This is a genomic window from Cryobacterium glaciale, assembly GCF_004402535.1.
GTDB lineage: Bacteria > Actinomycetota > Actinomycetes > Actinomycetales > Microbacteriaceae > Cryobacterium > Cryobacterium glaciale.
Genome location: NZ_SOEY01000028.1, coordinates 293301 through 314235 on the forward strand (window position 1 = coordinate 293301; position 20935 = coordinate 314235).

The 20935-nt window shown below is 68.1% G+C and carries 19 protein-coding genes; 10 read left to right on the plus strand and 9 right to left on the minus strand.

Annotated elements, in window-relative coordinates; translation table 11 throughout:
* The first annotated feature begins 79 nt into the window (after positions 1-79).
* The 7 genes from E3O06_RS13495 (at position 80) to E3O06_RS13525 (ending at position 7380) form a co-directional block, all read left to right on the plus strand.
* Positions 80-868 (plus strand): DeoR/GlpR family DNA-binding transcription regulator, encoded by a 789-nt coding sequence (locus tag E3O06_RS13495; RefSeq protein WP_134503979.1) that lies wholly within the window; start codon positions 80-82, stop codon positions 866-868.
* Positions 865-1866: a 1-phosphofructokinase family hexose kinase gene (locus tag E3O06_RS13500; RefSeq protein WP_134503864.1), complete on the plus strand. Its 1002-nt coding sequence runs from the start codon at positions 865-867 to the stop codon at positions 1864-1866. The genes E3O06_RS13495 and E3O06_RS13500 overlap by 4 nt, the downstream gene beginning before the upstream one ends.
* Positions 1863-3884 (plus strand): PTS fructose transporter subunit IIABC, encoded by a 2022-nt coding sequence (locus tag E3O06_RS13505; RefSeq protein WP_134503865.1) that lies wholly within the window; start codon positions 1863-1865, stop codon positions 3882-3884. Before E3O06_RS13500 ends, E3O06_RS13505 begins: the two co-directional genes overlap by 4 nt.
* 93 nt (positions 3885-3977) lie before the next feature.
* Positions 3978-5714, plus strand: coding sequence for a phosphoenolpyruvate--protein phosphotransferase (gene ptsP / locus E3O06_RS13510; RefSeq protein WP_134503866.1), 1737 nt, complete (start codon positions 3978-3980; stop codon positions 5712-5714).
* A 43-nt stretch (positions 5715-5757) separates the two neighbouring features.
* Positions 5758-6036, plus strand: a complete 279-nt coding sequence (locus E3O06_RS13515; RefSeq protein WP_134503867.1) for an HPr family phosphocarrier protein — start codon at positions 5758-5760, stop codon at positions 6034-6036.
* A gap of 124 nt (positions 6037-6160) precedes the next feature.
* The gene (locus E3O06_RS13520; RefSeq protein ID WP_241980189.1) at positions 6161-6433 is read left to right on the plus strand and encodes a hypothetical protein; all 273 of its coding nucleotides are present in this window, start codon (positions 6161-6163) and stop codon (positions 6431-6433) included.
* 2 nt (positions 6434-6435) lie between these two features.
* Positions 6436-7380, plus strand: a complete 945-nt coding sequence (locus E3O06_RS13525; protein ID WP_241980191.1) for an FHA domain-containing protein — start codon at positions 6436-6438, stop codon at positions 7378-7380.
* 47 nt (positions 7381-7427) lie between these two features.
* Here E3O06_RS13525 and E3O06_RS13530 read toward each other — a convergent pair whose 3' ends face one another.
* Positions 7428-7934, minus strand: coding sequence for a DUF2231 domain-containing protein (locus E3O06_RS13530; RefSeq protein ID WP_134503868.1), 507 nt, complete (start codon positions 7932-7934; stop codon positions 7428-7430).
* A 132-nt stretch (positions 7935-8066) separates the two neighbouring features.
* Between E3O06_RS13530 and E3O06_RS13535 the strand changes: the two genes are divergently transcribed.
* On the plus strand, positions 8067-9938 hold the full coding sequence (locus E3O06_RS13535; RefSeq protein WP_134503869.1) for a gamma-glutamyltransferase family protein: 1872 nt from the start codon (positions 8067-8069) through the stop codon (positions 9936-9938).
* A gap of 168 nt (positions 9939-10106) precedes the next feature.
* Complete coding sequence (locus E3O06_RS13540; protein WP_134503870.1) at positions 10107-10307, plus strand: hypothetical protein; 201 nt, start codon at positions 10107-10109, stop codon at positions 10305-10307.
* Positions 10308-10434: 127 nt separating this feature from the next.
* Here the strand turns inward: E3O06_RS13540 and E3O06_RS13545 are convergent, their stop codons facing one another.
* From E3O06_RS13545 to E3O06_RS13580, 8 genes are all read right to left on the minus strand, one after another.
* On the minus strand, positions 10435-11697 hold the full coding sequence (locus E3O06_RS13545) for an allantoate amidohydrolase (protein WP_134503982.1): 1263 nt from the start codon (positions 11695-11697) through the stop codon (positions 10435-10437).
* 2 nt (positions 11698-11699) lie between these two features.
* Positions 11700-12824: an FAD-dependent oxidoreductase gene (locus E3O06_RS13550; protein ID WP_134503871.1), complete on the minus strand. Its 1125-nt coding sequence runs from the start codon at positions 12822-12824 to the stop codon at positions 11700-11702.
* A gap of 38 nt (positions 12825-12862) precedes the next feature.
* The gene (locus tag E3O06_RS13555; protein WP_134503872.1) at positions 12863-14143 is read right to left on the minus strand and encodes an ammonium transporter; all 1281 of its coding nucleotides are present in this window, start codon (positions 14141-14143) and stop codon (positions 12863-12865) included.
* Positions 14144-14183: 40 nt separating this feature from the next.
* Complete coding sequence (locus tag E3O06_RS13560) at positions 14184-15503, minus strand: FMN-binding glutamate synthase family protein (RefSeq protein WP_134503873.1); 1320 nt, start codon at positions 15501-15503, stop codon at positions 14184-14186.
* Positions 15504-15532: 29 nt separating this feature from the next.
* Positions 15533-16249, minus strand: a complete 717-nt coding sequence (locus E3O06_RS13565; protein WP_241980192.1) for a protein glxC — start codon at positions 16247-16249, stop codon at positions 15533-15535.
* Positions 16246-17175: a class II glutamine amidotransferase domain-containing protein gene (locus E3O06_RS13570; RefSeq protein ID WP_134503875.1), complete on the minus strand. Its 930-nt coding sequence runs from the start codon at positions 17173-17175 to the stop codon at positions 16246-16248. The genes E3O06_RS13565 and E3O06_RS13570 overlap by 4 nt, the downstream gene beginning before the upstream one ends.
* 21 nt (positions 17176-17196) lie before the next feature.
* Positions 17197-18588 carry a type III glutamate--ammonia ligase gene (gene glnT, locus E3O06_RS13575; RefSeq protein ID WP_134503876.1) on the minus strand — a complete coding sequence of 464 codons (1392 nt, stop codon included), beginning with the start codon at positions 18586-18588 and terminating at the stop codon, positions 17197-17199.
* Between the two features lie 533 nt (positions 18589-19121).
* Complete coding sequence (locus tag E3O06_RS13580) at positions 19122-19889, minus strand: gamma-glutamyl-gamma-aminobutyrate hydrolase family protein (protein ID WP_134503877.1); 768 nt, start codon at positions 19887-19889, stop codon at positions 19122-19124.
* A 220-nt stretch (positions 19890-20109) separates the two neighbouring features.
* Between E3O06_RS13580 and E3O06_RS13585 the strand changes: the two genes are divergently transcribed.
* Positions 20110-20841 carry a PspA/IM30 family protein gene (locus E3O06_RS13585; RefSeq protein WP_134503878.1) on the plus strand — a complete coding sequence of 244 codons (732 nt, stop codon included), beginning with the start codon at positions 20110-20112 and terminating at the stop codon, positions 20839-20841.
* Positions 20842-20935 lie beyond the last annotated feature (94 nt).

A 20935-nucleotide genomic window follows, 5' to 3' on the forward strand; every position in this document is an offset into this window, starting at 1 on the left:
GACAAACAAAAACAAACACAGCTAAAGTCAACTAAACCAACTTCTTGTGACTACGTCACTCACCGTCGAGGAGGCATTCGTGTTCGCCGAAGAACGTCAACTCTTGATCGCCGCACTCGTGGCAACCCAGGGTCGGGTCACCGTGACCGACCTCGCCACGCGATTTGCCATCACCGCCGAGACCGTACGCCGCGATCTCGACACCCTCGAAGCCGCCCGCCAGCTGCGCCGTGTGCACGGCGGGGCCGTCGCCATCGACCGTCTGAGCCTGTCGGAGCCGAGCCTCGACGAACGCCAGACCCAGCGTCTCGACGAGAAGTCGCGCATTTCCGACGCGGCGATGCGCATGATTCCCGCGAGCCGCACCGGTTCGATCGTGCTCGACGCCGGAAGCACCACCGAGCGTCTCGCCGACCGCCTGGCCGACTGGACGCCCGCCGTGACCGGCGACCAGCTGCTCGTGATCACCAACGCGGTACCGATCGCCGGCAAACTCTCCCGCAACGAGACCATCCAGCTGCACATTCTCGGCGGCCGCGTGCGCGGACTGACCAGCGCCATCGTCGGTGCCGGCACCGTCGCGCAGCTCGAGGCGCTCCGCCCCGACATTGCCTTCATCGGCACCAACGGCATCAGCGCCGCTTTCGGACTCAGCACCCCCGACTCGGTGGAAGCAGCCGTCAAGTCCGCCATCGTCACGTCGGCCCGGCGCGTCGTCGTGCTCGCCGATTCCAGCAAGCTCGACCAGGAAACCCTGGTCCGCTTTGCCACGCTCGCGGCGATCGATACCCTGATAACGGATGCCGCGCCATCCGCTGAGCTCGCCGCCGCCCTCGCCGCCGCCGACGTCGACGTGGTGATCGCATGATCGTCACCCTGACCCCCAACCCGAGCCTGGACCGCACCATCGAGCTCGCCGGCCCGCTCGTGCGCGGCGAGGTGCAGCGGGCCGTTGCCGCCCACAGCGAGCCCGGCGGTAAGGGCGTCAACATCTGCCGCGCCCTCGAAGCGAGCGGCATCAGCAGCCTCGCCATCCTGCCCGGCGATGCCGACGACCCGGTGCTGCTGGCCCTGACCAGCCACCAAATTCCGCACCTCGGCCTGCCGATCGGCGCGCCGCTCCGCAGCAACGTCGCGATCACCGAACCCGACGGCACCACGACCAAGCTCAACGAACCCGGCCCGGTACTGAGCCTCGCCCAGCAGGATGCCCTCGTAGAACTCGTGCTGGAACAGTCGGTCGGAGCGAGCTGGCTCGTGCTGGCCGGTTCGGTTCCGCCCGGAGTGTCAGACGATTTCTATGCCCGGATCATTCGTGAGCTGCGCGCTCGACTCGGCAGCCAGGCACCCAGGGTCGCCGTGGATTCCTCGGGCGGCCCGCTCGCCGCCGCCGCGCTGGCCCACCCCGACCTGCTCAAGCCCAACGGCGAGGAACTCGCCGAGCTCAGCGGACTCTTCGACGGTGACACGCTGGAGGCGAACCCCGGCCTCGTCGTCGATGCGGCTCGCGTTCTGATCGCGGGCGGCGTAGGTGCCGTGCTCGCGACTCTCGGAGCGAGGGGCGCCGTGCTCGTCACCGCCGAGGGCAGCTGGATCGCCACCACTCCCCCGATACTCGCCGTGAGCACCGTCGGGGCCGGCGACTCAGCACTGGCCGGCTACCTGCTGCAGAGCAATGCCGGAGCGAGTGCCCCCGACTGCCTGCGCCAGGCCGCCGCCCACGGCGCGGCCGCCGCCTCCCTGCCCGGTTCCACCGTTCCCGCCCTGCACCAAACCAACCCCAGCGCCGTCACCGTGACGGACTTTGCCCCAGCATCGGCCGCACGGCCAGTGCTGGCCACACATCCAAAGGAGGATGACCAGTGAGTGCACTGATTACCCCGGAGCTTGTTGCTCTGGACACCCATCTCGGAACAGAGCCGAAGGACGTCATACGGCACCTGGCCGAGCTCGTCGTCGCCGCCGGCCGCGCCACCGAAATCGAGGCGCTGTACGCGGATGCCCTCGCCCGCGAAGCGAAGACCGCCACCGGCATTCCGGGTGGCCTGGCTATCCCGCATTGCCGTTCCACCGCCGTGCTGGAGCCCACGCTCGCGCTGGCCCGCCTGTCGACCCCGGTCGATTTCGGATCCAAGGACGGCCCGGCTGACCTGGTCTTTCTCATTGCAGCACCGGACGGCGCCGACCAGGAGCACCTGAAGATTCTGGCCAAGCTGGCCAGGTCGCTCATGAAGAAGGACTTCACCGCCGCCCTGCGGTCCGCGTCGACCGCGGAGCAGATCGTCGAGCTGGTCAACAATGTTGTCGCCCCGGTTGCCGTTGTCGCGGGCGCCCACTCCAGCGACAATGCGAACGCCGGCACCGGCCCGGCTGCGAGCGGCGCCGCGTCACCCAGCAGGGCGCGCATCGTCGCCGTCACCGCCTGCCCGACCGGCATCGCGCACACCTATATGGCCGCCGACTCGCTTGTGGCTGCGGCTAAAGCGGTCGGAGTCGACCTGCAGGTGGAAACCCAGGGTTCGGCGGGCCTCACCCCGCTCGACCCCGCCGTCATCGCCGCGGCCGACGCCGTGATCTTCGCCGTGGACGTCGACGTGCGCGGCCGGGAACGTTTCGCCGGCAAGCCCGTCATCAACGCCCCGGTCAAGCGCGGCATCGACGAACCCGGCCGGTTGATCGAGGAGGCCCTCGCGGCTGCCCTCAACCCCAACGCCCGTCGGGTCAGCGGCACCGCAGACCAGAGTGGCGCGTCGGAGGAGAGGAGCGAGCACCTGGGCCAGAAGCTCAAGCGCGCGCTGCTCACCGGTGTCAGTTACATGATTCCGTTCGTCGCCGGCGGAGGCCTGCTCATCGCCCTCGGCTTCCTGCTCGGTGGCTACGAGATCACCGAGGTCGCGGATGACGTTGTCATCAACAACAGCCTGTTCAACCTGCCAGACGGCGGTCTCCTCACCTACCTCGGGGCGGTCTTCTTCAAGATCGGCGCCCTGTCGATGGGCTTCCTGGTTCCCGCGCTGGCCGGCTACATCTCCTTCGCCATCGCCGACCGTCCCGGCATTGCCCCCGGCTTCGTCGCCGGCGCTGTCGCCGGATTCATGGGTGCCGGGTTCCTCGGCGGCATCGTCGGCGGCCTGCTCGCCGGTGTCGTCGCCGCGAGTTTCGCCAAGCTCAACGTTCCGCGTTGGCTGCGCAGCCTGATGCCCGTCGTGATCATTCCCCTCATCGCGTCGATCGTCGCCTCCGGTTTGATGTTCATCGTTCTCGGCGGGCCGATCGCCCTGCTGACCGTCGGTCTCGGTGACTGGCTGAACGGCATGACCGGAGCATCCGCTGTGATTCTCGGTGTCATTCTCGGCCTCATGATGGCCTTCGACCTCGGCGGACCGGTCAACAAGGTCGCCTATGCCTTCGCCGTAGCCGGCCTCGGTGCAGCAAGCCTCGCCAACCAGGCGCCGTGGCAGATCATGGCCGCGGTCATGGCAGCCGGCATGGTGCCGCCGCTCGCGATGGCCCTCGCTACCGTGATCGACAAGAAGCTGTTCAGCCTGTCCGAGCGCGAGAACGGCAAGGCGGCCTGGCTGCTCGGTGCCTCGTTCATCTCTGAAGGTGCCATTCCGTTCGCCGCCGCCGACGTCTTCCGGGTGATTCCGGCCGCCATGCTCGGCGCTGCGGTCACCGGTGGCCTGTCGATGGCCTGGAACATCACGAGCAAAGCGCCACACGGCGGAATGTTCGTGTTCTTCGCTATCGACAACTTCTTGCTGTTCGTGCTCGCGATCGTGATCGGTACGCTGGTATCGGCGTTCGCCGTCGTCGGACTCAAGCGGTATGCCGTGCGGAAGCGCCCGGTTGATGCACCGGAAGCTGCCCTGGTCAACGCCTGACCCGACCGCTTCTCCCGCGCGGGCTACCCGCGCGGGGCAGCAGTTCCGCAGTACAGTGACGCCAGCCGAATGCTGGGAATTTAGGAATCGAGGATGATCGTGCAGACGATTTCAGGCCAGGCCAGTACCGACAAGGCCGAAACCGGCCGCACGTTCGCCGGAGTCGGCGTCAGCCCCGGCCGCATCATCGGCTCCATCCTGTTGATGCCCAAGGCCGTACGTGAGCCCGCGGTGGGCGAGCGGCTGGCCGAGGGCACCGCACCGGAGGACGCATCCGCTGCCCTGCGCACCGCCGCGAAGGCTGTGCAGACCAACCTCACTGCCCGTTCGGCTGGCGCCTCCGGCGCCGGCCGGGAGGTGCTCGAGGCCACGGCACTGATGGCGAACGACCCGATGCTGGTCAAGGCAGCTGTCAAGCTCATCACCAACGGCGCTTCGGCCGAGCGGGCCATCTGGGACGCTGCGGCCTCGGTCGCTGAGATGCTGCACAATCTCGGCGGCTACATGGCCGAGCGCGCGACCGACGTGCTCGACGTGCGCGGTCGCATCGTCGCCGAACTGCGCGGCGTTCCCGCCCCGGGAATCCCCTATTCGGACACCCCGTTCATCCTGGTCGGCGAGGACCTCGCGCCGGCCGACACCGCCACCCTCGACCCGGCCAAGGTGCTCGCGCTCGTCACCTCGAGCGGCGGACCGCAATCCCACACCGCCATCATCGCCCGTGCCCTCGGGCTGCCGGCTGTGGTCGCCGCCGCCGGGGTCGAGGGCCTGCATGACGGCACCCTCGTGTTCGTCGACGGGGCCGCCGGCACCATTCTGGTCAATCCCGGCGCCGACGAGGTCGCCCTCGCCAAGGCGTGGGAAACGACGACCGCGGCCCTCGCCATGTTCGACGGCACCGGGCGGCTCAAAGATGGCCACCTCGTTCCCCTGCTCTCCAACGTCGGCGGCGCCAAGGATGCGGTCAAGGCCGCCGCCGCCGGAGCCCAGGGCGTCGGCCTGCTGCGCACCGAGTTCTGCTTCCTCGAACGCGACACGGAACCCACCATTGCCGAACAGGTTGAGGCCTACCGCGGCGTCTTCGACGCTTTTCCCGGCAAAAAGGTTGTCGTGCGCACCCTCGACGCCGGCGCTGACAAGCCGCTCCCCTTTCTGACGGATGCCTCCGAGCCCAACCCGGCCCTCGGCGTGCGCGGCTACCGCACCGATTTCACCTCCCCCGGCGTGCTGGAACGTCAGCTTCAAGCCATCGCGCAGGCCGCAGATGGAACCGAAGCCCAGGTCTGGGTGATGGCCCCGATGATCTCGACCGCCGAGGAGGCCGAGCACTTCGCCGGCCTGTGTACGGCCGCCGGGCTCACGACTCCCGGCGTCATGGTCGAGGTTCCCTCGGCCGCGCTGACCGCGGCGAGCATTCTCGAACACGTGGATTTCGTCAGCCTGGGCACCAACGACCTCACCCAGTACGCCATGGCGGCTGACCGGCAGCTCGGCCCGCTCGCGGACCTCAACACCCCGTGGCAACCCGCTGTGCTGCAGTTGATTCGACTGACCGTGGCCGGGTCGCGTGACGAGGGTCACGGCAAGCCGGTCGGCGTCTGCGGCGAGGCCGCAGCCGATCCCGCCCTCGCGGTGGTTTTGGTCGGACTCGGCGTTTCGACGCTGTCGATGACCGCCAGAGCGCTTTCCGCCGTCGCCGCGGTACTGGCCAGCGTGACGCTGCCCGAGGCGCAACAACTGGCCGCGCTGGCCCTGACCGCGCACTCCGCAACGGATGCCCGTCGCATCGTTCGCGAAAAACTCCCGATACTTAATACGCTGGGTTTGTAACCAGCCACACTCTGCAACCCGCTCTGTCTACCTTGGAGGATCCATGCCCGAACGAACCGCCGTCATTGCCAGCCGCGTCGGCCTGCACGCCCGCCCAGCCGGAATCTTCGTCGCCGCCGTCGGCGAACTGCCCCTCGAGGTCACCATCGCGATGGCCGGCGAACCGGCTGAAGACGCCATGGACGCCTCGAGCATCCTCTCGATCATGAGCCTCGGCGCCTCCAACGGCGACACCGTCGTGCTGCGCGCCGACGGTGAGGGCGCCGACGAGGCTCTCGACTCGCTGGTCAAGATTCTCGAGACCGACCTCGACGCCGAATAGTCGCTCGATTCAGTTGGGTAAAACCCTTGGACACTCGCAAGTACGTAACTAAGCTAGGGAAATCGGCAGGCATCCATCCGGGTACCCCGCCACTACCCTGCGTGCGACGAAGAAGGACTCCACTGTGACCGAACGACAGACTTACCTGGGAAACGTTGAAACCGGCGCCAGCGATGAAGCGCACACTATCAAGGACTGGGCCGATCTCGGCCAGGAAATGTGGTCGTATCTCACCGGCAAGGGCGCAGCCATCAACTACAGCTTCATTGACATGGTCGTCGAGGTTCCGCGCGATATCGGCCCCGATGCACCCCGCGCCGTGTGGAAGCTCAACGGCACCCTGCGGGTCACCACGAGCGATGAGAAGTCTCTCGGCTCCGATCCGTTCCGCAGCTAATCGTGAGCTCCTCCGCGAGCGTACCCACGGCCTCCCCCGTCGGCCTGCACATCGACCTGGCGTTCTCGCTGGAGGAACCGACGGCCGCGCCCGATGGTTCCTCCGACGGCTCCACCGGGGACTCCTTTGGAGCCACCGACACGATGCAGGGCACGATCACCGCTGACGGAACCGACGTGACCATCTACACGAGCAACCCGGAAATGTTCGTGCAGGGCCGCGCTCTCAACCTGGAACCGCTGCGCGCACTGGCCGCGGAGCTGGCTGCCCGAAAACTGACCGTCTCCATCACCGGGCCGGTCGGGCTGATCGCCCGCCTAGGTGACGTGCAGGCATCCGTCACGCAACGGCTCGTGACGCGGTCGCCGCACATCGTTCTCGGGTCGCGAAACGCGCTGGGTCCGCTCGTGCAGGCACGCCTGCGCGGGCAGGCACGGATGCCGGTGGCTATCCCGCTGCCGCCGACGACCGTGTTCCCCCTCGCACCGACCTTCGACCGGCGCAGCCGCCGCACGGTCACCACGACGCACTACACGCCGGGAAGCGGGCGTCCGCGCCTCATCTTCGTCGTGGGGTCACAAAACTGGAACGGGCAGATGCCCCGGGAATTCAACCTGTTGTCGGGCACGACCACGATCGGGTCGTCGCCCGAAGCCGACCTGCAGCTGCCGGGGTTGAAGCCGCTGCACGCCGAGATTCGCCACGATGACAACGACGAGTACCGCCTGTTCGCCATCGGTGAGGTCGCGGGGAGCTCGCGCCCAACCGACGACGGCCGCAGCATCGGCAACGGGCAGATTCTACGCACCGGTTCGCGGCTCGAAATGGGTCCGTGGCGGATGGGCTACTTTCGGGAGGAGTTCGCCGATCACGGCCGTCCGTTCGGCGGACGGGTCGGCGGCGAACTGGCCGTGCAGAAGCCGCAGCCGCCCCGGCCGCGCGCCTGACCCTGGCCGCCACCGCGTGGGGGTGCCGCACCAGCCGTGCGACACCCTCACGAAGTGAAGACGTCGGTCCAGACCGCTCTCGACCCTGACTCCCCGATCAGCGCGACCGTGACGACCGCACCGATCGCGCTGACCAGAACGACCAGGTCGAGCACGACGGTCGCCACGAGCCGCCCCGTACGGTTCGGCAGAGCGGATGCGAAACGGGCACCCTCAGCGGCGATATAGCGGTACCAGACCCACTGCAGCGCGGCCGCGAGGAACAGGGCGATCACCCACGGGAGCATCGTCGTGCCGAGCGACGTGTGCGCGCCCAGCAGCGGGCTGACATTGACGAGGCGCGACTGCAGCCACTCTCCCGCCTGCACCGCGACCGGAACCAGCACGAGCGCCGCGAGGGCGACGAGCGGCGTCACGATGCCCAGTCGCCGCCGAGCGACCGGCCAGAAAGCCGTAAGCACCGCGCACAGCGCGGCCAGCGGCACCACGATCACGACGGCGTGCACGATCAGCACGTGCAGCGGCAGTCCGTTGAATTCCCAATCAATGATCATAATGCGTCTCCAGTTCAAAGCTGTGACTTCGGGGGACTCAGAATGGGCGGTCGGGCCGCTTGGCCTGATCATTGCACGATTCCATCCGGCAGACCCGCAACCTTCTTGCTGGTCTCGTGCGAGGGTAGACGGGTGACCTATACCGCTCCGAACGCATTCACCACCCGTCCGACCCTGCAGGGAACCTTCGGGATGACCGCCTCGACGCACTGGCTCGCAACGGCCTGCGCCCAGGCCGTGCTCGAGCGGGGCGGCAACGCCTTCGACGCCGCGGTGGCCGGCGCCTTCGTGCTGCACGTCGTGGAACCGCACCTGAACGGGCCAGGCGGCGACCTGACCGGCGTCTTCATCACGGCGGGTGAACCGGATGCCCCGCGCGTCGTGATGGGGCAGGGGCCGGCCCCGCAGGCGGCCACCATCGACCACTACCGCGCCGAGGGCCTCGACCTGGTTCCCGGATCGGGGGTGCTCGCCGCTGCCGTACCCGGCGCGGTCGACGCCTGGCTCGTGCTGCTGCGCGATCACGGCACCTGGGAGCTGGCCGACGTGCTTTCCTTCGCCCGCGGGTACGCGCGCGACGGACATCCGATTCTCGGCCGGGTCGTCGCCACGATCGGCTCGGTCGCGACACTCTTCACCGAGCACTGGCCGACCTCGGCCGCGCAGTGGATGCCGAATGGCCACCTTCCCCAGGCTGGCGACCTCGTGACCAATGCCGCCTGGGCGACGACCCTCGACCGCCTGCTCGCGGCGAGCTCGGGCTCGGGCTCGGCCGTCGCCAACCGCGCGGGGCGCATCGACGCGGTCCGAAGGGAATGGCGGGAGGGGTTTGTAGCCCGTGCCATCGTGGATTTCGGGCGCACACCGCACCGGCATTCCTCGGGCACCGACCATGCCGGCGTGATGACCCTGGCCGACCTCGCCGGTTTCGAAGCGAGCATCGAGGAGGCCACTACCGTGGTATTCCGCGGCCACACGATCGCCAAGACCGGCGCCTGGGGGCAGGGGCCGGCGCTGCTGCAGACCCTGATGATTCTCGACGGGTTCAGCGACGAGCACCTTGACCCGTCGACCGCGCTCGGCGCGCACACCATCCTCGAGGCGCAGAAGCTGAGTTTCGCCGACCGGGAAGCCTATTACGGGGACGACGACGTCCCACTGGATTACCTCCTGTCTGCCGACTACGCGGCCAGCCGGCGGGCGCTCATCACCGGGCAGGCCTCCCCCGAGTTGCGCCCGGGCGTCGTGCCAGGACGCTCCCCGTACCTGCCGGTGCTGCGCACCGAGTACACGACGGAGGCGCTAGCGAAGCAGGGGGCGGCGGCATCCGCTGCGGTCGGCGAACCGACGGTCGCCGCGCCCACTCGCGCCGCACGCATCGAAACGGAGCCCGAAACGCTCTCGACCGGTGAGCTGCGCGGCGACACCTGCCACATCGACGTCGTCGACCGCTGGGGCAATATGGTCTCCGCGACGCCGTCGGGCGGCTGGCTGCAGTCGTCGCCGACGATTCCCGAGCTGGGCTTCTGCCTCGGCTCCCGCCTGCAGATGACCTGGCTGGAGCCCGGTGCGCCCTCGGCCCTGACCGGCGGCAAACGCCCGCGCACGACCCTCACCCCCACACTCGTTCTGAAAGACGGGCAGGCGGTGACGGCGCTCGGCTCCCCCGGCGGCGACCAGCAGGACCAGTGGCAGTTGCTCTACCTGCTGCGCACGATCGTGGGCGGCTACACTCCGCAGCAGGCGATTGATGCGCCCGCCTTTCACAGCACCTCGTTTCCGGGTTCGTTCTGGCCGCGCACCTGGGAACCCGGCGGCGCCGTCGTGGAAGACCGCCTGGGCGAGGCGGTCATCGCCGAACTCGAGCAGCGCGGCCACCGAATCACCCGGGCCGGCGACTGGGCGCTCGGCCGTATCTCGGCGGTCACCCGCGACCCGAAGACCGGATTGCTGCAGGCGGCGGCCAATCCGCGCGGGGCCCAGGGGTACGCCGCGGGTCGTTGACCCGCAGCAAAGTACCACCGAATCGGGTTTTCTGCTGCCCCCACGACGGGGGAGGACATCGACCTGTCTATCCCCACTACATTGGAGCTATCGCACCGATTACCCGAGTCGGCGATGGAACGGACAATCGTGAAAATGTTGCAGACAGAGTGCCCAGAATGCCAGCAAATGGTGTGGATCACGTCGGATACCCGGTTCGCGACCTATCACTCCCTGGCCAACTCCACCGAGGATTGCCCCGGATCCCGAATGACCGTTCCGGTACCCCCCAAACAGACTGCCGCAAGCCGTCGGCGCGCCCAAGCCGAACTGCTCGCCTGGGCCCACTCCACCACTGCGGTGGGCGCCGGCAAACACAAGGCCGCCTGACCGCACAAACCCAACGACATCAATCAACCCGAACGATTGATGCCGGCTGTCTGCTCGTCGAAAGCGGGTAACGGTTGCTTCAGCCGGCTGAGGTCACCGTTTACCCGCTTTAGCGTGCAAGCCGGGCTCAGGTACTCGCAGGCACCAGCAGGTCGGCGAGCACCAGGGCGAGGGCGCGGGCACCGGCCTCGGCGTCGTCGTCCTCGACGTATTCCTCTGGCGAGTGTGAGACCCCGGTGGGGTTGCGCACGAAGAGCATCGCGGTCGGCACGAACTGGGTGAGGATCCCCGCGTCGTGACCGGCGCCGGTGTCTTGCACCGGCGCATCCGGAAGGAGCAGGCTCAGGTGGTCGCGCAGGGCCGAGTCGAAGCTGACCGTGCGACTGACCGACTCTTCGGTGAGCTGCACCGTGCAACCCTCGTTCGCCGCGATCAGACGGGCTTCGGCCAGAATGGTGGCCACCACGGCTGCCGTCACCGCGTCGTCGGGATGCCGCGCGTCCAGCCACAGGTCGACCCGGGAAGCGATCACGTTAGTGCCCCCCGGCACCGGTTCGAGCCGTCCGACGGTGGCCCGGGTGCCCGGCTGGGCGCGGGCGGTGTCGCGGATGGCCATGACGATGCCCGCCGCCGCGATCATCGGGTCGTGTCGGTCGGTCATGAGCGTGGTGCCGGCGTGGTTCCCCTGGCCGGTCACGCTCAGGCGCCAGCGACCGTGGCCGAGGATCGACGAGCCGATGCCGACTGGCTGGTGGCGGTCGATGAGCACGCGGCCCTGCTCGACGTGCAGCTCGATGAACGTCCCGATCCGGGCCAGTGCCTCCGGGTCCGGTCCGAGAAAGGCCGGGTCGAAGCCGCTCTTCGCTGCCACCTCGGCGAACGAGTCGCCGTTCTGGTCGCGCAGGCCGCGGGCCAGGTCCACGTCGATCGCGCCGGTGAGCACGCGGGTTCCGAGGCAGGCCACACCGAACCGCGATCCTTCCTCCTCCGGGAACACCGCGATGGCGAGCGGGCGTTCGGGGCGAAGGCCGCCGGCCCTCAGAATATCGAGGGCGACAAGCGCGGAGGCGACCCCGAGCGGACCGTCGAAGGCGCCGCCGCCGGGCACCGAGTCGAGATGACTGCCGGTGACGACAGCGTTGGCGGTGTCACCGGCTGGTGTGTACCACCAGGCCCAGATGACCCCGTTGCGGTCCGTCTCGACGTCGAGCCCACGTTTGGCCGCGTGGGCGAGGAACCAGGCGCGGAGGTCGAATTCGGCGCTGGAGAAGACCGGCCGAGAATAGCCGCCGCGGTGCGGATCGGCGCCGACCCGGCTGATCTCGGCCAGCAGCCCGGCGACCGTGTCGGCGGGGGCGGCCGTGCGGGGCCCGGCGGCCGGGGCGGGCACCGTCACGGGTGTACCCGGAACTGCGGCGGCACCGACCCGACGCCGGTCGCCAGGTCGGCGGCGAGCTCGCCGATCACCGGCGCGAACTTGGCACCGTGCCCGGAGCACGGTGAGAGCAGGGTGATGTTGTCAACGCGGTCGATGATGAAGTCCTCCGTCGGCGTGTTGGTGAACAGGCAGGTGGTCTCAGCGTACGGCGTGGGGTCGAGGCCCGGCAGGTAGCGGGCCACGTAGTTGACGACCCGTTCACGGTTGGCCGCTCCCATGATGCCGTCCTGGTCGGCCGCCGAGGCGAGGTGTTTGCCGCCGTTGTACTCGGCGATTTTCTGGCCGCGAAAAGAGGCGTCACGGCCGCCCGGCAGCCCGTACACCTGCATGCCGTCCATCTTGTGAATGAAAGTCGGCCAGTGCCCGGTGGTATCGGGTTCGACGTAGGGAAAGTGATAGGCCTGCTCCTGCATGACCGTGATCGTGGGGATCTGCGCGCGGAAGGCACTCGGCAGCGGCAGCTCTCCGAGCAGGCTCGGCAGCCAGCCGCCGGCGCTGACGATCACGTTCTCGGCGTCGACGGTCTCGCCAGTGGCGCTGTGCACCCGATATCCGGTGGCCGTCTCACTCACCCGGGCCACCGGCCAGTTGTTCCGTAACTGCGCGCCCGCCGCGCGGGCCAACTCGACCATGGTGGTCACAGCCGTTTCGGCGTCGATGACTCCGGCGCCCGGGTGCCAGAGTACCGGGGTGTCGAAGGCGATCTGCGGCCAGCGCTGGCGGGCAGCATCCGCTGTGAGCAGGTCGTGGTCGATGCCGGCGCCCTGCAGCACCCGGGCGAGCGCTTCGGGCTCGCGCAGCGTTCCGTAGTCGAGGGAACCGGTGGGGGTGATGAGCTGCCGACGGCCCAGCCGGGTCAGTTCGTCCCAGCCGACTTTGGCCTGCTGCACGAGGCCGGTGTAGAACGCCTCGGGGTAGGCGTAGCGAAAGATGCGCGCCGAACCGTGCGAGCTTCCAGCATCGTTGGCGGGGGTGGACCGTTCCAGGATGGTGACCTCGTGGCCACGACGGGCGAGCTGCCAGGCGGTGGCCGCTCCGGCCAGGCCTGCTCCGATGATGACGTACTGTGCGCTACTCACTGTGTTCTCCTGCTCGACTTATGGGATAAAGCGGATGCTTACGGCGCCGACACCAGGTCGGCGGCGGTACTGGAATCGGCGTGGTCGTCGTAGGCGTCTTCGGCGTGCGCGTGCCGGTCGATCCCGTCGACCTCATCTTTCTCGGGGATGCGCAGTCCGATGGTCAGGTCGAGCACCTTGGCGATGAGCCAGGTGACGACGAAGGAGTACAGCAGCACGGCGCCGGCGGCGAGGGCCTGGATACCGAGCAGCTCGATACCACCACCGTAGAACAGGCCGTTGCGGCCGTTGGGGGCGGCATCCGTTGCGAAGAACCCGATCAACAGGGTACCGACCAGGCCGCCGACCATGTGCACGCCGACGACGTCGAGGGAGTCGTCGTAGCCGAGCGTGAACTTCCATTCCACGGCGAGGCAGCAGACGATGCCGGCGATGGCACCGATGGCGATCGCACCCATCGGGCTGACCGCACCGCAGGCCGGGGTGATCGCCACGAGGGCGGAGATCAGGCCGGACGCGGCGCCGAGGCTCGTGACCGAACCATGGCGGAGTCGGTCGACGAGGGCCCAGCCGAGCAGGCCGGCGCAGGCGGCCACGGTGGTGTTGAGAAAGACGACGCTCGCGGCGTTGCCGGCGCTCAGGGCTGAACCGGCGTTGAAGCCGTACCAGCCGACCCAGAGCAGGCCGGCCCCGACGAGCACGAGCGGCCGGTTGTGCGGCTTGAGCGGGCCGCCCCAGCCCTTGCTGCGGCCGAGCACGATGGCCAGGGCGAGGGCGGCCACGCCGGCGTTCATGTGCACCGCGGTGCCGCCGGCGAAGTCGATAGCGCCGAGGTCGTTGGCGATCCAGCCGCCGACGACGCTGTCGCCGTCGAAGGCGAACACCCAGTGCGCCACGGGAAAGTAGACCAGCGCGGCCCAGATGCCGGCGAACAGCAGCCAGGCGCCGAACTTCATGCGTCCGGCCGCGGCCCCGGCCACGAGGGCGGTGGTCACCCCGGCGAACAGCAGCTGGAACACGATGAACAGCGCGAGCGGCAGGGCTGCGTCGGGGTCGTCGGCGAGGATCGTTTCGAGTCCGAAGAATTCGAGCGGGTCGCCGAGCAGCCCGAGGCTGCCGAGCGAGTCACCGAAGGTGGCCGAGTAGCCGAAAATAACCCAGAGAACGGCGACGAGACTTGCGCCGCCGAAGCACATCATCATCATGTTCAGAATGCGTTTCGAGCTGACCATGCCACCGTAGAACAGGGCGAGGCCGGGAATCATCAGTGCCACGAGTGCCGAGCTGGTCAGCAGCCAGGCTGTATTGCCAGTATCCATGAGCGTGTCCTTGTCGTTTATCGGTGAAGAGAGCGGATGCTCAGCGGCCGGGAATCCAGCTGGTGCCGGCGAGCGGCACCCCGGCCATCGCGGCGGCTTCCACCGTGAGGGCGACGAGGTCTTCGGGTTCGAGGTGGTGCAGGTGTGACTTGCCGCAGGCCCGCGCGATCGTTTGGGCTTCCAGGGTCAGTACACGCAGGTAGTTGGCGATGCGCTTGCCGCCCGCGATCGGGTCGAGCCGCGCGGCGAGCTCCGGGTCCTGGGTGCTAATGCCGGCCGGGTCCTTACCGTCCTGGAAGTCGTCGTAGAACCCGGCGGATGAGCCGAGCGCTTCGTATTCGGCCTGGTAGCGCGGGTCGTTGTCGCCGAGGGCGATGAGCGCTGCGGTGCCGATCGAGACCGCGTCGGCGCCGAGCGCGATGGCCTTGGCCACGTCGGCACCGTTGCGGATACCGCCGGAGACGATGAGCTGCACCGTGCGGTGCACGCCGAGCTCCTGCAGGGCGGCGACCGCCGGACCGATCGCGGCGAGGATCGGGATACCCACGTTCTCGATGAAGACCTGCTGGGTGGCCGCCGTTCCGCCCTGCATACCGTCGAGCACGACCACGTCGGCGCCGCTCTTCACGGCGAGCGCGGTGTCGTAGTAGGGCCGGGAGGCGCCGACCTTGACGTAGATCGGCGTGTGCCAGTCGGTGATCTCGCGCAGTTCGGCGATCTTGATCGCGAGGTCGTCCGGGCCGGTCCAGTCGGGGTGCCGGCAGGCCGACCGCTGGTCGATGCCCACCGGCAGGGTGCGCATGCCGGCGACGCGTTCGGTGATCTTCTGGCCGAGGAGCATGCCGCCGCCACCGGGCTTGGCGCCCTGGCCGAGCACAATCTCGATCGCATCGGCTTTGCGCAGGTCATCGGGGTTCATGCCGTAGCGGGACGGCAGGTACTGGTAGACGAGGTGGCGGGACTGCCCGCGTTCCTCGGGGGTCATGCCGCCGTCGCCGGTGGTGGTGGAGGTGCCGGCCTCGGTGGCTCCACGGCCGAGGGCCTCCTTGGCGTTGGCTGAGAGGGCGCCGAAGCTCATGCCGGCGATGGTGATCGGAATGTCGAGGGTGATCGGCTTGAGTGCGTGGCGGCCGCCGAGGGTGACGTCGGTGCCGCACTTCTCGCGGTACCCCTCGAGCGGATACCGGGACACGCTCGCGCCGAGAAAGAGCAGGTCATCGAAATGCGGCAGGGCCCGCTTCGCGCCCCAGCCGCGAATATCGTAGATACCGGTCGTGGCGGCCCGCTGGATGTCGTTGATGGTGGCACGGTCGAAGGTGGCCGATTCGCGCAGGCCCCGGCTGGCATAGCTGTTCGTCATGGTGTGTCCCTTGATTTCGTGAGCGGCGTTTAGTAGGCGGCGGCGTTGACGGCGGCGAAGTGGTACAGCGTGCGGGCTGAGCCGTAGCGGCGAAACTCGGCCGGGTCATCCGTTCGACCGGCCAGGGCGAGCAGTTCGGCCAGTTCAGCCAGGTGCTCGGGCCGCAACGGCTTCTCGATGCAGTCGGCGCCGAGGGAGGCGACCGTGCCCTTCACGTAGATTCGGGCCTCGTAGATTGAGTCGCCGAGGCCCTCTCCGGCGTCGCCGCAGACCACGAGCCGACCCGCCTGAGCCATGAACGCCGAGGCGTGGCCGATGTCACCGCCCACGACGATGTCCACGCCCTTCATCGAGATACCGCAGCGGGCGCCGGTGTTGCCGTCGACGACGACGAGGCCGCCCTGCCCGGTGGCCGCGGCGGCCTGCGAGGCGTCACCGGTGACGTGCACCGTGCCCGACATGATATTCTCGGCCAGTCCGACGCCGGCGCTGCCGTGCACCGTGACGCGGCCTTTCTGGTGCATGCCGGCGAAATAGTAGCCGACGTGCCCGTTGACCACGAGGTCGAGGTCACGGTCGATGCCGACGGCGATGTTGTGCTGCCCGGCCGGGGTGTCGACGACCCAGCTCGTGCCGTCGTCGGTGGCGTGCAGGGCCTGGTTGAGGTCGCGGACGGTGCTCACCGCGAGGTCTATGGCGGTGATCCGCGCGGTGTTCGTGGGTGCGGGAGCGTGGGTGATGGTCACAGGGTCACCAGTTCTTTGGTCGAGTCGAGGGTCCAGGTGTAGACGACGCCGGGAGCGGGTTCGAAGATGCGCGCGTTCGCAATGCCGGGGAGGTGCGCGAGGGCGCGATATTCACTCGCCATCGCGACCCAGGCATCCGTTTCGGCGATGATGGCGGGCTTGCATGCGATGGGGTCGCGCACAATAGCCATGCTCGTGGCGGTCGTGACGACGAGCGTGTAGAACCCGTCGAAGACGCCGCCAAGCTTTTCGAGGGCGGTCGTGAGGGTGTCGCCGGCTGCGAGGCGCCAGGCGATGTAGCGGGCGGCGACCTCCGAGTCGTTCTCACTGTCGAAGGTGACGCCCTCGGCGCACAGCTGGCGACGGATGGTGGCGTGGTTGCTGAACGATCCGTTGTGCACGAGGCAGAGGTCGTCGGCGACGGTGAACGGATGCGAGCCGGCGGCGGTCACGGCCGACTCGGTGGCCATGCGGGTGTGTGAGAGCCCCTGGCTGCCGGTCGCCGCGCGCAGGTCGTACTGCTCGGCCAGGTCAAGCGGATGCCCGGTGCCCTTACGCACCGCCACGTGCTCGCCGCGGCCGGCGATCTGCACGCCGGGAAGGATGCTTGTCACGGCCTGTTCGAGCGCGCTCGTGCCGATCTGGGCATTGATGAGGGTGGTCTCACCGAAGCCGGTGACGGTGACGCCGACGGCCGGCGGCACTGCGTCCCGGAGGGCTGCGGCGAGCGCGTCGGGGTTCAACTCGGCGTTAAGCACGGTGACGGTGCTCGTGCCGGCCGGGGTGAGGCTCGGGTCGTTGTAGATGGCGAGTCCGGCCGAGTCGGGGCCGCGATCGACGATGCCGCACAGCATGCCGTGCATGAGCTCGCCGAGGCTGGCGCGCAGGGCGACGTCGCGAATTTGAAGTGCTGCAATGCCACACATAGGGGATCCTGTCTCTTCGAGTTAGTAAGCGGTGAGGTAGGAGTTGATCTCCCAGTCGGTGATCGTGTTGTGCCAGGTCAGGAATTCGTCTTCCTTCGCCTGGGCGAAATATGCGCCGACCGGATGCGCGATTCCGAACGAGTCCAGCAGCACCCGGTCACCGCGCAGCGCCTCCACCGCGTGCAGCAGGGTCTGCGGCAGTACCGCGGAGGTCGCGCGCGACTCCCCCGGCCCGCACGGGTCCCCCGGGTCGATCGCCTGGTCGAGCCCGTCGAGCCCGGCGGAAATCGTGGCAGCAATGGCGAGATACGGGTTGGCCGAGCCGTCGCCGGCGCGCAACTCGATGCGCTTACCGTCGGGCACCCGGATGAAGTGGGTGCGATCGTTTCCACCGTAGGTGGCCTTCTTCGGCGACCAGGTCGCCCCGGACGCACTCGTGGACGCGCCGCGGCGCTTGTAGGAGTTGACCGACGGCGCCAGGAAGGCTTGCAGCCCGGAGGCGTGGGCCAGGATGCCGCCGATGAAGGCATAGGCGGTCGGCGACAGGCCGAGGCCTCTCCGGTCGTGATCGTCGGGGAACACCGGGGCGTCGTCAGCCCACAGCGAGAGGTGAAAGTGCAGTCCGCTGCCGGCGCGATCGGCGAAGGGCTTGGGCATGAACGTCGCGGTCATGCCGCGCTGTTCAGCGAGCACGCTGATCAGGTAGCGCAGGGTGACCACCCGGTCGGCGGTGACGAGGGCGTCGTCGTAGGCGAAGTTCTGCTCGAACTGGCCCGCGGCATCCTCGTGATCGTTGGCGTAATTGCCCCAGCCGAGGGTGTTCATGGCGTCGCTCACCGCGGTGAGGTGGTCGTACATGCGGGTCACGCCGCGGGCGTCGTAGCAGGTGCGCGCACCGTCATCGCGGCGGTCTGCGGTGCTGATGGCGCCGGCTTCGTCCTGGTGCACGAGAAAGTATTCGACCTCGGCGCCGACCTTGGCCTGCAGGTTGCGCTGGGCGAGGTCCCGGATCGCCTTCTTGAGGATGACCCGCGGAGCGTACGGCCACGGTTCGCCGTTCACGTGCGGGTCGCAGTGCACGATGCCGAGGCCCTCCTTCACGAACGGGATGGCCACGAAGGACGACAGGTCGGGAACGGCGATGAGGTCGGGATCCTGCGGACGCTGCCCGATCAAGCCGGCCGCGAAACCGGCAAAGCCTAGGTCGCCGGCTTCGAGCTGGTCGGCCGCCGCGGTCGGCACGAGCTTGGCGCACGGCTTGCCGTTCAGATCGACGAAGACGGCGAGGATGAAACGCACGCCGTCCGCCTCGGCGAGTTCGCGCAGGGTTGGTGGGCTGAGTGTGGCTGATTGCGGTGAAGCTGTGACGGCCTGGGCCCGTCGCGCCTCCCCCAGCTCTGCAATATTTGTCATTCCCGACCTCTCCTCTGGGTGGTGATCCCTGTTCGGCAGTTCACTGTGAGTGAATCTTGTTGCTTCAGAGTAACCAGATGAATTGATCGGGGTATGACCGGGATGTTACGAACAGGTAAAAGAGCGGACGAAGGATGCGCCCCGAACGGGGAGGCGCTGTCGGGCCAGTGGTTGCAACGGATGCATAACAAACCGACCGACCGGGAGAACCGAATCCCGCACCGGGGTAGACTCGATTTTCGGTTTTTGTCAGCCTCTTCTCAGGCCATCCCCCGTACGGTTACACACGGAGTTCCCCCACTCCAACGATTGGCCCCGGCATATTTCTCACCTCCCCCCAGGCGAGAAGTGCCGGGGCTTTTTCGGTCTCGGGCTCGGCAAAAGAACGCATCCGGAGCGACCGGGCCCACCCTGTGAAACTGGGCCCATGATCTATCGTGGTCCCGTTTTCCGGGCCCGGGCCCGGAAAGTGTGGAGCCCAGGGATATCCGCTCCGACGCGAACCGACCCGAGGCGCGGTACTGTGCAGCTGGTTAGGCGGCGGCGAGGGACTCGGCTAGGGCGCGGGAGTCGTGCTGGGCGGCCAGGCCGGCCAGGAGCAGGGCGAGCTGGTCTGCGGGGGAATCGGGCGCTTCGGGGTGCCACTGCACGCCGGTGATCGGCGCGCTCTCGTGTTCGAGGGCTTCGATCAGGCCGTCGGGGGCGTGGGCTGCGGCAACGAGTCCGGCGCCGAGGCGGTCGACGATCTGGTGGTGGGCACTCTGCACCGAGATGTCGACCCGGCCCAGGCTCGACGCGAGGGTGCTGTCGGCGGCGAGCGTGACTGGGTGGGTGGAGAGGATCTGGTCGATCGGCACGTCGATGTTCTTGTGGATGCCGTCGTCGATGTGCTGCACGAGGGTGCCGCCGAGGGCGACGTTGATGATCTGCAGGCCACGGCAAATGCCCAACAACGGGGTCCCGAGGGCGAAGGCACGTTGCACGAGGGCGATCTGACCCTCGTCGGCGGTGGCAAAGTGCGCCGTCTCGCCCTCGTAGCCGGTGGTGCCGCCGTAGTAGCGGGGGGTCACGTCTTCGCCGCCGACGATGACGAAGGCGTCGGCATCCGCTGTGCGGCGCAGCAGTTCGGCGGGCGTGACGTCGGCCGCGGCGATGCGCACCACGGCCCAGCCGGCCGTTTCGGCGTCGGCGACCACGCGAGAATTGAGCACCTGCACCTTGGCGTGATACGCGGGGCGGTCGGGACGCGTGGTGGTGACCTCGACGACGACGAGCATCCGGTTCGTGAATTCTTCGTTCATGCCGCATCTCCCGTCGGTATCGAATTGCGCTCCTGAGTCAATTGTGGGCGGCGCGGCTTGAGCACGCGAGTGGCCCTGTAACACTGGGCAACATGCTGATCATCGGTATTTGCCGGGGTTCCCAGACTCGCGCCGGTCGGTCACCCTAAACTTTGGACACACCCGCATTTTCCTGGCGAAATTTTTCACCCAGGACCACTCCTATGGAAGGGACCTCCGAATGACCAAGCAGTCCATTTTCGGCCGTATTTCCCAGCTCGCGAAGGCGAACATCAACGCCATCCTCGACTCGGCGGAAGACCCGGCGAAAATGCTCGACCAGATGGTGCGGGACTTCTCGAGCAGCATCTCCGACGCCGAGAGCGCGATCGCCGAGACCATCGGCAACCTGCGCCTGCTCGAAGACGACTATCGCGAAGACCAGGAAGCCGCCGTGGAGTGGGGCGACAAGGCCCTCGCCGCGAGCCGCAAGGCCGACGAACTGCGTCTGGTCGGCAAGACCGCCGACGCCGACAAGTTCGACAACCTCGCCAAGGTCGCGCTCGGTCGTCAGCTCACCTCCGAGAAGGAGGCGAAGACCGCCGAACCGCAGATTCAGGCGCAGACCGCGGTCGTCAACCAGCTCAAGACCGGCCTGGGCGCCATGAAGGAGAAGCTGGTGCAGCTCACCAACAAGCGCGCCGAGCTGATCGCCCGGTCCAAGACGGCCAAGGCGCAGGCTCAGGTGATGGACGCCGTCAAGAGCATCGACATGATGGACCCGACGAGCGAGGTCAACCGGTTCGAGGACAAGATCCGCCGCGAAGAAGCCCGCGTGCGCGGCGCCCAGGAGCTCGCCGCGTCGAGCCTCGACGCCCAGTTCGAAAGCCTCGACGACCTCGGCGAACTCACCGAAGTGGATGCCCGCCTCGCGGCCCTGAAAGCCGGCAACACCGCCGCCATCGAGAGCTAGTCGCTGGGTGGACGACTTTGACGAGCGGTGACCCCGGGACTGGGTCAAGGTTGTCGAGTGAGATTTCACGCATCCGCTTCGCAAGAAATTCGCT